Genomic DNA, 15,679 nt, shown 5'->3' with positions numbered 1-15,679 from the left:
CAACTTGGTCCTACACCTACTACTGCGGACCGGGGGGCGGCCCGCTTTCCTGCAATCTATTATTAGATCTTGCCGACCAGGTCCAGCGACGGCTTCAGGGTTTCGGCGCCTTCCGACCACTTGGCCGGGCAGACTTCGCCCGGGTGAGCAGCGACGTACTGGGCTGCCTTGACTTTGCGCATCAGTTCCGACGCGTCGCGGCCGATGCCGTTGTCGTGCACTTCCATGACCTTGATCTGGCCTTCCGGATTGATCACGAAGGTACCGCGCAGCGCCATGCCTTCTTCTTCGATCATGACTTCGAAGTTACGGGCCAGGGTGCCGGTCGGGTCGCCGATCAGGGGGTAGTTCACTTTCTTGATGGCTTCCGAGGTGTCGTGCCATGCCTTGTGGGCGAAGTGGCTGTCGGTCGACACGCCGTAGACTTTCACACCCATCTTGGCGAATTCCGGCTGGAAGTCAGCCAGGTCTTCCAGTTCGGTCGGGCAGACGAAGGTGAAGTCAGCCGGGTAGAACATCACGATCGACCAAGTGCCCTTGAAATCGGCGTCGGTCAGATCGACGAACTTGCCGTCGTGGTACGCGGTTGCTTTGAACGGCTTGATCGTGCTGTTGATGAGGGACATGAAAGCTCCTGTTTGGGGTTAAAAAAATACGTTAGGTGCACACTATACCTCGCACACACGTTTATGTGAAATTAATTGAGCAGATTTTATCGATTGATTTTGCCTATCGCACTCCGATAGGTGGGGGCTATTTGCGCCATTGGCATGAAAAGCAATCGGGAGAAGTAAAAACTTGGCCCCCCCGCCTTCGCGGGGGCCACGTTCGAGGGCCGCGGGCTGAATGCCCGTAGCGGCTTCAGGCGGGCGCGACGGCCTGCAAGGCCGGCTCGGTGCAAGGCAGGGTCAGGCTGAATGTGGCGCCTTGCCCCGGGGCGCTGCTGGCCGTCAGCTTGCCGCCGTGCGAGGTCGCCAGCTGGCGTGAGATGTACAGGCCCAGGCCCAGGCCTTTCGGCTCGCCGTTCTTGGCGCCGCGCTCGTAGGGTTCGAAGATGCGCTCGATAAAGTCGGGCGCGATGCCCTTGCCATGGTCGCGCACGTCGATGACCGCGTGGCAACCCTCCTGGTGGACACCGACTTCCACCGCCCCGCCGCCGCCGTAGCGCAGCGCATTGGTGAGCAGGTTGACCACGACCTGCTCGATGCGGAATTCGTCCCACCAGCCTTCCACCGGCGGGTGCGGCTCCAGCACCAGGTTGCAGCCGGCCGCCGCGGCAGCCAGCGACAAATCGTTGACCACGCGGTCGAGCAGCGCCATCAGCTCGACCTTGCCCGGCCGGATCGACAGCGTGCCGCTCTTCATGCGCGAGACGTCCAGCATGTCGTCGATCAGGCGGATCATCGACTTGATCTGGCGCTCGTCGCGCTTGATCATGCTGCCCATCTGTTCGGCATTAAAGGCCGGCATGTTGCCACGCTTGAGCTGCAGGCTGCGCATTTGCGTTTCCAGGAACAGCGTGTTGAGCGGGGTGCGCAGCTCGTGCGCCACCAGCGACATGAATTCGTCGCGCATGCGCAGCGAGCGCTGCAGCTCGCCCTGGGTCGCGTTCAGTTCGCGCAGCAGCACTTCCTGCTCGCGCCGGCTGCGTTCGAGCGCCTCCATCTGGTGACGCATCTCGCGCCGCTGCTGGTCGAGGGTGACGAAGACGTTGACCTTGCTGCGCACCGCGTCCGGATCGAGCGGCTTGTACATGAAGTCGACGGCGCCGGTCTCGTAGCCCTTGAACGCGTAGTTCAGCTCGCGTCCGGCAGCGGACACGAATACGATCGGGATGTTGCGGGTGCGCGAGGTGGCACGCATCATCTCGGCCAGCTCGAAGCCGTCCATGCCCGGCATCTGCACGTCCAGGATCGCCAGCGCGAATTCGTGCTCGAGCATCAGCGACAGCGCTTCCTCGCCGGAAGAGGCCTGGTAGACGATACGGTGCTCGTCGCGGATGACGGCGTCGAGGGCGCGCAGGTTTTCCGGCAGGTCGTCGACGATCAGGAGTTTGCTAGGGTCTTTTGCGCTCATGATTTGTAATTCTCCAACATGGGCAACAGCGCCCCGATCCGCGCCAGCGGCAGGACCAGGTGCGGTTTGCAACGGCGGATCGCTTCCATCGGCATCACGCCTACCTGGGCATCAGCAGGATCTTGTACCACGGTAAAGCCGCCGCGGGCGCGGATCTGCGCCATGCCGTCGGCGCCGTCGTGGTTGGCGCCGGTCAGCAGGATGCCGACCAGGCCCGGGCCCCAGGCATCCGCGCTCGATTCCATCAGCACGTCGATCGCCGGCCGCGCATAGTGCACCGGCGGCTCGCAGCTCAGCGAGAAGGTCCGGTCCTGCTCGACCGACAGGTGGTAGCCGGGACCGGCAAAGTAGACGGTGCCGGCCTCGATCCCGCCCTTGTCGGCGGCTTCGCGCACCGGCAGCGGCAGGCGCTCGTCGAACAGTTCGGCCAGCCGGCTCTCGCGGTCGGGCGGCAGGTGCAGGATGCAGACGACCGGCAGATCATACCCCGCCGGCAGCGCCGGCAACAGCTGGATCAGGGCGTCGACGCCGCCGGCCGAGCCGCCGATCACGACCGCCTCGATACGCCGTCCCTGCAGGCTGGCCTGGAGGGCGCGATCGTCGATGGCAACGGTAGTCATGGCCCCACCTTGCGGAACAGGCGCTCCCGGCGCGCCAGCGGCTCGAAGCGCTGGGCATACGTGGAAAAATCGATGCTTTCCTTGCTGCCCAGGCCCAAAAAGCCGCGGTGGCACAGCGATTCGTGGAACAGTCCCAGCACCCGGTTCTGCAGGCGCCGGTTGAAATAGATCATCACGTTGCGGCAGCTGATGAAATGGGTCTCGGCAAACACGCTGTCGGTGGCCAGGCTGTGGTCGGCGAAGGTGACGTTTTCCACCAGCGAGCGGTCGAACAGCGCGCCGCCGTAGGCCGCCGTGTAATAGTCGGAAAAGGCGCGCGTGCCGCCGGCCTTCTGGTAGTTCTCGGTGAACAGGCGCATGCGGTCGAGCGGCATCACGCCGCGCCGCGCCGCATCCAGCGAGGCCGGGTTGATGTCGGTCGCGTAGATCAGCGTCCGCTCCAGCAAGCCCTCTTCCTTGAGCAGGATCGCCAGCGAATAGACTTCCTCGCCGGTGCTGCAGCCGGCCACCCAGATCTTCAGCGAAGGATAGGTCTCCAGGAACGGCACCACCTGGCGCCGGATGGCCAGGTAGTAGTCCGGGTCGCGGAACATTTCGGTGACCGGAATGGTGAGAAATTGCAGCAGCTGCGCGAAGGCGGCCGGATCGTGCATCACCCTGGCTTGCAGGCTGGACACGGTCTCGCATTCCATGGCGCGCATGGCAACCGCCACGCGGCGCTTCTGGGAAGCGCCGGTGTAGTCGCGGAAGTCGTAGTTGTACTTGAGATAGACAGCTTCGACCAGCATCCGCAGTTCGATATCGATGTCGCTTGGCGGTTTGGTCATCGTTTTACGTCTTTACGTTAAATGCGCTCCAGCGTCGGCATCCACACCCGGAGCAGCGAATACAGGCGGGTCAGGTCGATCGGCTTGGCCAGGTAATCGTTGGCGCCGGCGGCCAGGCACTGTTCCTGGTCGTCCTTCATCGCCTTGGCGGTGATGGCGATGATCGGCAGGCGCGTGAAGCGTCCATCCTGGCGGATGCGGCGCGTCGCCTCCAGGCCATCCATGCCCGGCATCATCACGTCCATCAGCACCAGGTCGATATTCTCCACCTCATCCAGTTTGGAAAGCGCCTCGAAACCATTGCGGCCGACCACCACGTTGGCACCGCGCTGCTCCAGCGCGCTGGTCAGGGCGAACACGTTGCGCACGTCGTCGTCGACCAGCAGGATGGTCCTGCCTTCGAACACGCGGTCGCGTCCGCGCACCGTCTTGAGCATGGTCTGGCGCTCGGACGACAGCTGCGACTCGACCTTGTGCAGGAACAGCGTGACTTCGTCCAGGAGGCGCTCCGGCGAACGCGCGCCCTTGATGATGATCGAGCGCGAGTACTTCGACAGTTCGGCTTCCTCGTCGCGGGTCAGGTTGCGGCCGGTGTAGACGATGACCGGCGGGAACGAGACCAGCTCTTCGTGCGACATGCGCTGCAGCAACTCGTTGCCCTGCATGTCGGGCAGCTTCAAGTCGATGATCATGCAGTCGAAAATCTGCGAGCGCAACAGCGCGAGCGCTTCGCCGCCGGAACCGACCGCGGAAATCTCGACGTCATTGTCGGCGATCAGCTGGACCACGCTGTCGCGCTGGCGTTCGTCGTCCTCGACCAGCAGCACGCGCTTGAGTTTCTGGGTCGATTTGTCCTTGAGCTTCAGGAAGACTTCTTCCAGCTGCTCGCGCGTGGTCGGTTTCAGTGCATAGCCGATGGCGCCCAAATGCAGCGCCTCGCCGCCGTTTTCCATGCTCGAGACCACATGCACCGGGATGTGGCGGGTGGACGGGTTTTCCTTCAGCTGCTGCAGCACCGACAGGCCGGAACGGTCGGGCAGGCGCATGTCGAGCAGGATCGCATCGGGCTGCTCGTTGGTGGCCAGTTCCAGGCCTTCCTCGGCGGTCAGGCCCACCAGGCAGCGGAATTCCATGTCGTGCGCCAGGCCGTACAGGATGCGCGCGAATTCCGGCTCGTCCTCGATGGTGAGCACGGTGCGGCGGCCGTTGGCCGGCTGGCCGCGGTCGTCGGGGAAGCCGGTCGCGGCGCCGGCCTGCGCTGCGGGCTGGCTCGACGGCGTCTCCGCCACCTGGGCCGGGGCAGCGGCCGGCACCTTGGGGCGTGCCGGGGCGCTGCTGCGCGCGGCTTGCGGCGCCGGTGCTGGCGGCGTGGCCGCCACGGTGCCGTTGCGCGGCAGGCTGAGCGTGAAGGTACTGCCCTCGCCCGGCGCGCTGGCCACCGTCAGCGTGCCGCCCAGCAGCGCGGTCAGGTCGCGCGAGATCGACAGGCCGAGGCCGGTGCCGCCGTACTTGCGCGCGGTCGAGCCGTCGGCCTGGTGGAAGGCGTCGAAGATGCGTTCCTGCTGGTCGGGCGCGATGCCGATGCCGGAATCCTGGACCACGAACTGGACCCAGCCATCCTGGGTCGCGCTGACCGCCAGGCTGACGTCGCCGCTGTCGGTGAACTTGACCGCGTTCGACAGCAGGTTCTTCAGGATCTGCTCGATGCGCTGGCGGTCGGTGTGGATCGACGCCGGCACGTTGGGCGCGACGTCGAAGCGGAACTCGAGCGACTTCTGGCGCGCCAGCGGTTCGAAGGTCCGTGCCATGTGCTCGACCACGCGGCGCAGCGACAGCTCTTCCGGCACCAGTTCCAGCTTGCCGGCCTCGACCTTGGAAATATCAAGGATGTCGTTGATCAGGTTGAGCAGGTCGTTGCCGGCCGAATAAATAGTCTGGGCAAAGCGCACCTGCTCTTCGTTCAGGTTGCCGGCCGTATTGTCGGACAGCAGCTTGGCCAGGATCAGCGAGCTGTTCAGCGGCGTCCTCAGTTCGTGCGACATGTTCGCCAGGAACTCGGACTTGTAGCGGCTGGCGCGCTCGAGCTCCAGCGCGCGTTCGCGCAACTGGTCCTGGGCTTGCAGCAAGGCGTTGTTCTTGAGGTCCAGGCGCGCGGCCTGCTCGCCCAGCTGCTCGTTGGTCTGCTCCAGCTCGGCCTGCTGGTTTTCCAGCGCCGACTGCGATTCTTCCAGTGCGCGCGACTGCTCTTCCAGCTCTTCGTTGGCGGTGCGCAGTTCTTCCTGCTGCACCTGCAATTCCTCGTTCATGGCCTGCTGCTCTTCCAGCGCCACCTGCAGGCGCTGGCGGTACAGCACGGCAGCGACGGACGAGCCGACCGCGGGGCCGATCATTTTCATGAACTCGACGTCGCGCTCGGTGACCGGACGCAGGAAGCCGATCTCGATCACGCCCTTGATCTTGCCGTGGTTCGAGATCGGGGCGATCATCAGTTCGCGCGGGGCGGTCTCGCCGAGGCCGGAGCCGACCTTGATGTAATCCGGCGGCAGGTCGCGCAGTGTCAGGATGCGGTTCTGGTTGGCCGACTGCGAAGCCAGCGATTCGTTCGGCTGGATCTGCAGGCCGCGCTCGGTATCGGCATGGGCGAAGCCATAGGCGGCGAGGCGGCGCAGTACGCCGTCCTCGCTGCGCACGTACATGGCGCCCACCACGCCTTCCAGGTAGCGCGTGACGTAGCCCAGAGCGACGTTGCCGAGCGGTTCGAGTTCGTGGATGTTCGAGGTCTTGCCGGCCAGTTCGGCCTGGCCGGTGCGCAGCCAGTCCTGGTGGCGCAGCTCGGCATTGTGCTCGGCTTCGTGTTCCAGGGTCTCGTTATACGAACGCGACAGGCGCAGCAGTTCGCGACGGCCGAACATGGCCAGCGAACCGGCCACGACCAGGCTGAACAGGAGGAAGGCGGCAACCGACCAGCCGATCACGGCGCGCGAAGAAGCGTTACGCTCCTGCAGCAGGCGCTGCTCGGTCTCGGTGAAATCGGCGAACTGGCGCCGCACCTCGTCGGTCAGGATCTTGCCGCGCCCACTCTTGATGATGTCGATGAAATCGATATTCTTGCTGCGGCGCGAGACGACATCGTCGGCGAAGCGCTGCCATTCGCGATGCGCGCTGCGGATGCGTTCAAGGCGATCGACCTGCGTCTCGTTGTCGCCGACCAGCTTGCGCAGCCCATCCAGTTCGCCCTCCATCTTCGGCTTGGCCAGCAGATAGGGCGTCATGAAGTCCTCGTCGCCGGACAGCAGGTAACCGCGCACGCCCGCTTCCATGTCGGCCGACATCCGGCTGACCTCGTTGGCGCGGCCGATCACGTGCTCCGAGTGCTCGACCCAGCTCAGGACGTTGATCAGGTAGGCGATGATGCCGACGAAGACCAGCGCGCTGAGGACGCCCATGCCGAGCGGCATGGCGACGTTGCGGGACAGGATACGGCGGAAATGATTACTGTCGATACTCGTGCCAGGCATACTTTTACGGGACGCGTTTTGAAAAAAATATCCAAAGTGTAACGCAATTGCCCGGCAAGGCGTGTTCTATTGAGCAGTTTTTCTTTCCGGCGCAGCATATTTACGCGATAATGCGCACCGTTAGCGATACATTGCCTTCAAGTAACGAGAAGTTTGGCCGTCCTGGCAATCCGCTACCGTGCGCGGCGGTCCTTCCGCCACCACCGTGCCACCGGCTTCGCCGGCGCCCGGACCGATATCGATCACCCAGTCGCAGCCGGCCACCACGCGCATCGTGTGCTCGACCATGATCACACTATTCCCGGCATCGACCAGGCGGTTCAGCTGGGCCATCAGGCGGTCGGCGTCGAGCGGATGCAGGCCGGTCGTCGGCTCGTCCAATATATACAGCGTGCCGCCACGGGTGGCGCGCTGCAGCTCGGTCGCCAGCTTGATGCGCTGGGCTTCGCCGCCGGACAGCTCGGTCGCGCTCTGGCCCAGGCGCAGGTAGCCCAGGCCGACCTCGCGCAGGGTGTTGAGCGGGCGCGCCACCGGTTCCTGGTCCTCGAAGAAGGCGTAGGCTTCGTCGACCGTCATGCCGAGTACGTCGGCGATGTTCTTGTCCTTGTAGTGCACGGCCAGCGTGTCGGCGTTGTAGCGTGCGCCCTCGCAGGTCGGGCACGGCGCGTACACGCTGGGCAGGAACAGCAGCTCGACCATCACGAAGCCTTCGCCGGCGCAATGCTCGCAGCGGCCCTTGGCGACGTTGAAGGAAAAGCGCCCGGCGTCGTAGCGCTTCTTCTTGGCTTGCGGGGTGGCGGCGAACAGCTTGCGCACCTGGTCGAACAGGCCGGTGTAGGTGGCCAGGTTGGAGCGTGGGGTGCGGCCGATCGGTTTCTGGTCGACCCGCACCAGGCGCTTCACGTTCTCCATCCCGCTGGCGATGCGGCCTTCGGTCGCGATGACTTCCTCGCGTTCCAGGCCAGGCTCCTCTTCCGGCTCCTCATCCGGCGCAGCCTGGCCCAGCGCCGCGCCGACCAGGTCGACCAGCACCTGGCTGACCAGCGTCGACTTGCCGGAGCCGGACACGCCGGTCACGGCGGCCAGCACGCCGAGCGGGAAGCGGGCGCTCAAATCATGCAGGTTGTTGCGGCGCACGCCTTGCAGCTGCAGCCAGCCGCTGGGCTCGCGCGGGGTACTGTCTTCGATGCCCTTTTCGTCGAACAGGTAGCGCCGCGTGTGCGATTCCTCGACTTTCTTGAGGCCGTCCGGCGCGCCGCTGTACAGGATGCGGCCGCCGCCCTCGCCCGCCTGCGGGCCGACGTCGACGATCCAGTCGGCATGGCGGATCACGTCCAGCGCATGCTCGACCACGAACAGCGAGTTGCCGGCCGCCTTCAGGCGCGCCAGCGCATCCAGCAGCGCCTCGGTGTCGGCCGGGTGCAGGCCGGCCGAGGGCTCGTCCAGCACGTAGACCACGCCGAACAGGTTGGAGCGCACCTGGGTCGCCAGGCGCAGGCGCTGGAGTTCGCCCGGCGACAGCGTCGGCGTGCTGCGCTCCAGCGCCAGGTAGCCCAGGCCCAGCGCCAGCATCACGTCCAGGCGCGCGCACAGGTCGGCAGCGATGCGCTGGGTGACGATCAGCTGTTCGGCGTGCTTGTCGGTCTTTCCTTTCGGTGCGCTGCCGTCGGCATACGGCTGCAGCAGCTGCGCCAGCCGCTCGAGCGGCATGCGCGACAGTTCCGTGATATCCAGCCCGGCGAAGGTGATCGCCAGCGCTTCCGGACGCAGGCGCTTGCCATGGCAGGTCGGGCATTCCAGGCCGACCATGTAGCGCGCCACCCGCTTCTTCATCGACGCGCTCTCGGTGGTGGCAAAAGTCTGCATCACGTAGCGGCGCACGCCCGTGAAGGTGCCCTGGTAGCTGGGCGTATCCTTGCGCTTGAGCGCCTTTTTGGTTTCCTCGGGCGTCAAACCGGCGTAGACCGGCACCGTGGGCGTCTCGTCGGTGTACAGGATCCAGTCGCGATCCTTCTTCGGCAGGTCGCGCCAGGGCGTGTCGACGTCGTAGCCCATCGTCACCAGGATGTCGCGCAGGTTCTGGCCGTGCCAGGCCGGCGGCCAGGCGGCGATCGCGCGCTCGCGGATAGTGAGCGTGTCGTCGGGCACCATCGATTGCTCGGTGACTTCGTACACGCGGCCCAGGCCCGAGCATTGCGGGCAGGCGCCTTCGGCGGTATTCGGCGAGAACGCTTCGGCGTACAGGATGCCCTGCCCCGGCGGATAGTCGCCGGCGCGCGAGTACAGCATGCGCAGGGAATTCGACAGCGTGCTGACGCTGCCCACCGACGAGCGCGTGGTCGGGGTGCCGCGCTGCTGCTGCAGCGCCACCGCCGGCGGCAGGCCGTCGATGTCGTCGACTTCCGGCACCGGCATCTGGTGGAACAGGCGGCGCGCATACGGCGACACCGATTCCAGGTAGCGCCGCTGGGCTTCGGCGTACAGGGTGCCGAAGGCGAGCGAGGACTTGCCGGAGCCGGAGACGCCGGTGAACACCACCAGCGCATCGCGCGGAATGTCGAGGTCGACGTTCTTGAGATTGTGCTCGCGCGCGCCGCGCACGCGCACGTGGCCGGGAATGCCGGCGCTGGACGGGGTCGGCTTGGGGTCCTGCGGGTGGTCGGGCTTGCGGCGCATCGGGGTTCCGGGTGGTGGCTTGGAAGGCTTTATTACAACGCACCAAGCCGGGTGGGCGCGGTGCGGTGACGCACGGAACACGGTGGGATCTACCCCATGTGGATACCTCGAGCTACCAACGTCGCCCCTGCGAAGGCAGGGGCCCAAGTTCGGCGCACATCACTAAAGCACGCTGTAGCCGAATGCGTATAACTTGGGCCCCTGCCTGCGCAGGGGCGACGTGCTGGCGTCTACGATTATGGAATCAAGCGCTCGGCCCTGAGTGCCGAGAACAGATCAAAGAACGAATCCTCGGTCGCCTGCCAGGCCGCAAACCCCAGCCGCCGGCTGTTCGCCATGTCCGTCATCACCTCGATCGGCCGGCCCAGGTCGAGGTCTGTGTGCCAGGCCGAGGCCAGCCGGCTCAGGTCGGCCTCGACCAGGTTGTGCTTCTGCGCGATCTTGCGCCACACCTCAGCGTCACCCGCCATCTCCTGTTCCAGCGGCCGCACCTGGCCGTCGAAACCGGCCGCCTGCACGCCGAACCAGGCCGCCAGCCGGCGCCACAGCCAGCTCCAGCGGAAATAGTCGCCGTTGGTGATATTGAAGGCTTCGTTCTTGGCGGCGTCGGTGTCGGCCGCCCAGCGCAGCTGTTTGGCCAGCATGCGTGCATCGGTCACGTCCGACAGGCCGTTCCACTGCGCTTCCGAACCCGGGAACTGGAACGGGCGCCCGGTCTCCTTGCAGATCGAGGCATACACGGCCAGCGTGGTGCCCAGGTTCATCGCATTGCCGACCGCCAGCCCGATGACGGTATGCGGACGGTGCACGGTCCAGGTAAAGCGGTCGCGCTCGGCCGCGGCATAGACCTCGTCTTCCTGGGCGTAATAGAAATTCTCGAGCGGCAGGCGCGGCTGCGCTTCGCGCAGCGGCGTGTCCGGCAGCGTACCCGAGCTGGCATAGGCTTCGAACGGACCCAGGTAATGTTTGAGGCCGGTGACCAGCGCCACGTGGCGCAGCGACTTCCTGGGTGCCAGCGCATCCAGCAGGTTGCGCACCATGGCGGCGTTGACGCGAATGTTCTCGGCTTCGGTGTCCTGGCGCATCCAGGTCGTGATGAAGACGTGGGTAGGGGCCACGTCGGCCAGCGCTTCGGCCAGCACGGCGGTATCGAGCAGGTCGGCCGCCACCGGGATCAGTCCCGGCAAGTCGCGCGGCGGCGTGCGCGCCAGGCCGTAGACGGTCCAGCCGTGGGCCAGCAGTTCGCGGGCGGTGTAGCGGCCGCCGATGCCGCTGGCACCGACCACCAGTGCACTTCGTTGCATGATGCTTTCCTTGTTGTATTGTCAAAAGTTTATTGTGGCCCGTTTCCGCCGGCGGTGGCGCGAGCTTGCTCGACAACATGGCCGCCCTCGCCCGCCAGCGCTTCCAGCCGCTCGACCACGGTCCGCATCGGATCGCTGCCGTCGAAGCGCGCCTTGACCGCGGCGCATCGCCTTGCCACCGCCATGTCGGTTAGTTGCGTCAGCTTGGCGGCCAGCCGCGCCGCGTTCACGCGGTCGGCGCGCAGGCTGGCGCCCACGCCCAGCGCCGTCACGCGCGCCGCATTGTCGAACTGGTCGTGCGCCAGCGGCACCACCAGCTGCGGCGTGCCGGCGCGCAGCGCCTCGGCGGTGGTGCCGATGCCGCCGTGGTGGGCCAGCGCCGCCACCTGCGGCAACAGGCGCCGAAGCGGCACGTAGGCCTGCCACAGAACCGCTGGCGGCAAGTCGGCCGGCACCTGGTCGCGCTGCGGCGTCAGCAAAATCGCGCGCAGCCCGCGTTGGCGCACGGCGGCGCAGGCGTCACGAAAATACGCGCTCGCCTGGAAGTTGCCGGTGCCGTGGGTGAAGACGACCGGCGCCGGCCCGGCGTCGAGGAAGCGCAGCAGTTCGGGCGCCAGCGCCGCATCCGGCTTGGGATCGAACAGCGGAAAACAGGCGCGCGCCAGCGGCTGCGGCCAATCGGGCGGGGTCGGCGCGAACCACTCGGGGAACAGGGTCAGCGACAGGTCTGCCAGCCGGAACAGATTGGTCAGCAGGCTGTCCATCGGCGGCAGGCCGCGCCCCTTCCGCGCCGCGTTCACTTCCGGTAGCGCCACCGGATCGATGAAGGTGCGCGCGCCCCAGCGCCACAGCGCGCGCCGCGCCGCGAACGGCACCCACGACGGTACCCGCCACGGCCCCACCAGCAGCGGGTCGTGCACGGTCGGCAGGTTCTGCGGCGCCAGGTAGGCCGCCGCGACTCTCAGACCGGGCCGACGGGCGCGGCACAGGTCGGCCTCGGGCAGTGCCAGCGGGTGCACCAGCAGCACCAGCCGTTCGTCGCCGGGCAGCGCATCGACGAACGCATTGAAGCGCGCCATGCCCGGCCGCGTGGCGCGCCAGACCACGCCGAAGCCGCGCGTCGGATGCCACAGGTCGGGGTCGTGCAGCACGGCTTCGTCGGCCGGCAGGCCAATGAAATCCAGGCCGGAATCCTGCACGTACGGCGCGTGCTGCACGGGCGCCAGGAAGCTCACGCGGTGGCCGGCCGCGCGCAGGGCCAGCGCCATCGCCATGAAGGGGAACAGGTCGCCGGCGGAACCGATGGTGACGACGACGAAATGGATGGGGGAAGGGATACCGGTCTCCGAGGCAAGGACACGAGATGACTCTACGCGAAAGACCGGCGGCGCGGCGCCGTCTTCCGGCCACTCCCCGGCGCACCTGCGCCTGTCGGAAAGCCTTACAGCGGCGCACCCAAAAAATACGGTTCCCCCTATGCATAGAAGGGCGGACGCGCCTGGCACAAAACTGGCTTGTGTAAATACACTGCGTCCGACACTTGCCGGCGCACCATGGGTTCTTCTCTCACGATCACGATCACGAAAGGAACGCACGCGCCATGTCCCATCCATTCCGCATCTTCGCCGCCGCCCTCGCCTTGCTGGTTCTGCCGGCCCTGCCCGCCTCGGCGACGCCCAGTTTGAACACCTTCGGCGCCAACGGCAGCACCGCCGTCTTCGACTGTCCCTGGAACGCCAGCCACACGTCCTGCGACTTTTCGCAGCTGACCAGCTACAACGGCGTCACCAGCGTCAGCGCCACCGGCATCGGCTCGGTGGCGCAGGACATCCGCGGCACCGCCGCGGTCAGTGCCGAGATCGGCACCGACTCCTGGCTGCCGGTCCTGCACGCATATGCCAGCAGCAATCCCGACTATGCCGGCACCGGCCCCTACGGCGGCAGCGCCCGCGCCGATGCCAACGCCTGGGGCGTGCAGGGCTACCGCTACATCGGCGACACGCCCTTCCTGCTGACCGTGACCGCCACCCTGGACTCGGTCTTTTCGCGTCCGGACAGCGACAGCCAGGGCAACCACTCGGCCTTCTTCCTGTCGCTGTTCGATACGGCCGGCTATGCGTTCGGCTATGCCCCGCCGGATGTCTTCCAGACCGAGCTGTGTCCGATCGTGTACATCCCCGGCCGCTACGGCTGCGAAGCGGTGCCGGCGGTGTACGACCATGCCAACCGGATGCTGCACGACAGCGGCACCACCAGCGCCACCATCGCTTATCTGCTGCAGCCGGGCCAGTCCTTCTACGTCGGTGCCTTCCTCGACGCCAGCGTGTGCTGCGGCGCCACCGTCGATTCCAGCCACACGCTGCGGCTGGCCTTCAACGACGCTTCGCTGCTGGTGAACGCCCCGGTCGCCGGCGCGCTCGCGGTGCCGGAACCAAGCACGCTGCCGCTGACGGCGCTGGCCGCTGCCGTGCTGCTGGGCATGCGCCTGCGGCGCCGGATGCGCGGCTAGGCTGACCGCAGCGACAGGACCGGGCAAGGCAAGCGGGCCGCGCCATGGCCGCGGCGGCGCAAAAACGCTATCATCGGCGTTCTTTCGTCCTATAAACACACAGTAACGATGAGACCCGATCCCCTGTCGCTGCGCCTGTTCGTCGCCGTCATCGAACACGGCACGATCGCAGCGGCGGCCGCACGCCACCACATCGCCGCCGCGGCGGTGAGCAAGCGCATCAGCGAACTCGAAGCCCAGCTCAACACCCAGTTGCTCATGCGCAGCAACAAGGGGATTACCCCGACCGCCGCCGGCGTCGCCCTGATCAACATGGCGCGCCCGGTGCTGGCCGACCTCGACAACATCGTCGCCCAGATGCACGATTTTTCGCGCGGCACCCAGGGTTCGGTGCGGGTGCTGGCGAATATCTCGGTCATGACGCAGTTCATGCCCCAGGCGCTGAAATCCTTCCTGGAGAAATATCCGCTGGTGCAGGTGAGCCTGGAAGAAAAGGTCAGCACCGCCATCATCCGCGGCATCGAGGACAACACCGCCGACATCGGCATCTTCACCCAGGTGCCGCACGGCGACAACATCGAGGTCTACCCCTTCCGCAACGACGACCTGGTGCTGATCGTGCCGCACGGCCATCCGCTGTCGGGGCGCACCGCGGTGACCTTCGCCGACACCATCGACTACGAATACGTCGGCCTGCACGTCGGCAGCAGCCTGAACTTCCAGCTGGTGCGCGCCGCCAGCGACCTGGGACGCTCGCTCAAGCTGCGCATCCAGGTCAGCGGCTATGACGCCCAGTGCCTGATGGTCGAGGCCGGGCTCGGGATCGGCATCCTGCCGCGCGATAGCCTGCATACCTACAGCGCGCTGAAGCTGCAGTCGATCGCGCTGGACGAACCGTGGGCGCACCGCCAACTCGAGATCGCGGTGCGCTCGTACGAGGCGCTGCCGGTGGCGGCAAAGCTGCTGTTCGACCACTTCCTGGGCGTGCACTAGGCGCACCTGAAAAACCTCCATGGCCGCGTTGCATCGTCTGGCCGTACTAACGTACTGTCTTCGACGCTGCGTCGGCCGGCCGCCCCCCTTGCCCTGAAGGTTTGTCAGGCGCTCTGAACGGGTATATCGACCCGCCATCGCGCCACGCGATGGCGGATTCGCCAACCGCTGCTTTACGTCCCCCCGCCGCTCGTCCATCCTAGGACTAGACCGAAGGAGACGACCATGCAGCTACCCACCGATGTCCGCATCACCGAAGTCGGCCCGCGCGACGGCCTGCAGAACGAGCCGCACAACCTGCCGACCGCGCACAAGATCGACCTGATCCGCCAGCTGGCCGCGGCCGGCTGCAAGGAAGTCGAAGCGACCGCCTTCGTCAGCCCGAAGGCGATCCCGAACCTGGCCGACGCGGCCGAGGTCATGCGCGGCACCGCCGGCCTGGGCATCACCCGCTTCGCGCTGATCCCCAATGCCAAGGGCTACGGGCGCGCGCTGGACGCCGGCGCCGACGGCATCACGATGGTGATGTCGGCCACCGACAGCCATAACCGCAAGAACCTGAACCAGACCGTGGCCGAGTCGATGGCCGAGCTGGCGCCGCTGGCCGCGCGTGCGCGCGACGACGGCCTGGCCGCGCGCCTCTCCATTTCGATGGTGTTCGGCTGCCCGTTCGAAGGCAATCCGGGCCTGGATCGCATCCGCGCCATCGTCGACCGGATGGCGGGCCACGGCTTCACCCGCATCGGCCTGTGCGACACGATCGGCATCGCCAACCCGCAGCAGGTGCATGACTGGATCGGCCGCCTCACAAGCGAGTTCGCCGGCCTGGAATTCGAGCTGCACTTCCATAATACCTACGGCCGCGGCCTGGCCAACGTGCTGGCCGGCCTGCAGGCTGGCGTGACCCGCTTCGACAGCTGCGTCGGCGGCCTGGGCGGCTGCCCGTTCGCGCCGGGCGCCACCGGCAACATCGCCACCGAAGACCTGGTGTCGATGCTGGATGCCAGCGGCGTGCAGAGCGGCATTGCCCTGGACAGCCTGCTGGCGGCCTCGGATTTCCTGGACGCCCAGCTCGACACCCGCATCCAGAGCAACCGCTGGCAGGTGCACAAGGCCCAGCGCGGGCTGCGCAAGGCCGCCTGAGCACAACACGAGA

Annotated in this window: 11 protein-coding genes; 3 read left to right on the top strand and 8 right to left on the bottom strand. The window is 66.5% G+C overall.

What is annotated here, in order from left to right; translation table 11 throughout:
• Positions 1 to 62: 62 nt before the first annotated feature.
• The 8 genes from ahpC to U1H99_RS05420 all read right to left on the bottom strand — a co-directional run bounded on the left by ahpC (position 63) and on the right by U1H99_RS05420 (position 12,346).
• Positions 63 to 626 (bottom strand): alkyl hydroperoxide reductase subunit C, encoded by a 564-nt coding sequence (gene ahpC, locus U1H99_RS05455; protein WP_323140722.1) that lies wholly within the window; start codon positions 624 to 626, stop codon positions 63 to 65.
• A gap of 235 nt (positions 627 to 861) precedes the next feature.
• On the bottom strand, positions 862 to 2,076 hold the full coding sequence (locus tag U1H99_RS05450; protein WP_323140721.1) for a hybrid sensor histidine kinase/response regulator: 1,215 nt from the start codon (positions 2,074 to 2,076) through the stop codon (positions 862 to 864).
• Positions 2,073 to 2,696 (bottom strand): chemotaxis protein CheB, encoded by a 624-nt coding sequence (locus U1H99_RS05445; RefSeq protein ID WP_323140720.1) that lies wholly within the window; start codon positions 2,694 to 2,696, stop codon positions 2,073 to 2,075. The genes U1H99_RS05450 and U1H99_RS05445 overlap by 4 nt, the downstream gene beginning before the upstream one ends.
• Positions 2,693 to 3,523, bottom strand: coding sequence for a CheR family methyltransferase (locus U1H99_RS05440; protein ID WP_323140719.1), 831 nt, complete (start codon positions 3,521 to 3,523; stop codon positions 2,693 to 2,695). Before U1H99_RS05440 ends, U1H99_RS05445 begins: the two co-directional genes overlap by 4 nt.
• A 17-nt stretch (positions 3,524 to 3,540) precedes the next feature.
• Positions 3,541 to 7,041 (bottom strand): response regulator, encoded by a 3,501-nt coding sequence (locus tag U1H99_RS05435; protein ID WP_323140718.1) that lies wholly within the window; start codon positions 7,039 to 7,041, stop codon positions 3,541 to 3,543.
• A gap of 120 nt (positions 7,042 to 7,161) precedes the next feature.
• Positions 7,162 to 9,717 (bottom strand): excinuclease ABC subunit UvrA, encoded by a 2,556-nt coding sequence (uvrA, locus tag U1H99_RS05430; protein ID WP_323140717.1) that lies wholly within the window; start codon positions 9,715 to 9,717, stop codon positions 7,162 to 7,164.
• Positions 9,718 to 9,953: 236 nt separating this feature from the next.
• Positions 9,954 to 11,021, bottom strand: a complete 1,068-nt coding sequence (locus U1H99_RS05425; RefSeq protein WP_323140716.1) for an SDR family oxidoreductase — start codon at positions 11,019 to 11,021, stop codon at positions 9,954 to 9,956.
• A gap of 29 nt (positions 11,022 to 11,050) precedes the next feature.
• A complete protein-coding gene (locus tag U1H99_RS05420) occupies positions 11,051 to 12,346 on the bottom strand; it encodes a nucleotide disphospho-sugar-binding domain-containing protein (RefSeq protein WP_323141215.1) in 1,296 nt (431 codons plus the stop codon).
• A gap of 275 nt (positions 12,347 to 12,621) precedes the next feature.
• Between U1H99_RS05420 and U1H99_RS05415 the strand changes: the two genes are divergently transcribed.
• From U1H99_RS05415 to U1H99_RS05405, 3 genes are all read left to right on the top strand, one after another.
• The gene (locus tag U1H99_RS05415) at positions 12,622 to 13,530 is read left to right on the top strand and encodes a PEP-CTERM sorting domain-containing protein (RefSeq protein ID WP_323140715.1); all 909 of its coding nucleotides are present in this window, start codon (positions 12,622 to 12,624) and stop codon (positions 13,528 to 13,530) included.
• 108 nt (positions 13,531 to 13,638) lie between these two features.
• Positions 13,639 to 14,523, top strand: coding sequence for a LysR substrate-binding domain-containing protein (locus U1H99_RS05410; protein WP_141832969.1), 885 nt, complete (start codon positions 13,639 to 13,641; stop codon positions 14,521 to 14,523).
• A 225-nt stretch (positions 14,524 to 14,748) separates the two neighbouring features.
• Complete coding sequence (locus tag U1H99_RS05405) at positions 14,749 to 15,666, top strand: hydroxymethylglutaryl-CoA lyase (protein WP_323140714.1); 918 nt, start codon at positions 14,749 to 14,751, stop codon at positions 15,664 to 15,666.
• Positions 15,667 to 15,679: the final 13 nt, after the last annotated feature.

Origin of the sequence: Massilia phyllosphaerae, from assembly GCF_034659755.1 — a bacterium.
Lineage (GTDB): Bacteria > Pseudomonadota > Gammaproteobacteria > Burkholderiales > Burkholderiaceae_D > Telluria > Telluria phyllosphaerae.
The sequence above is the reverse complement of the archived record's forward strand: the minus strand, read 5'-3'. Positions and strand labels throughout refer to the sequence as shown.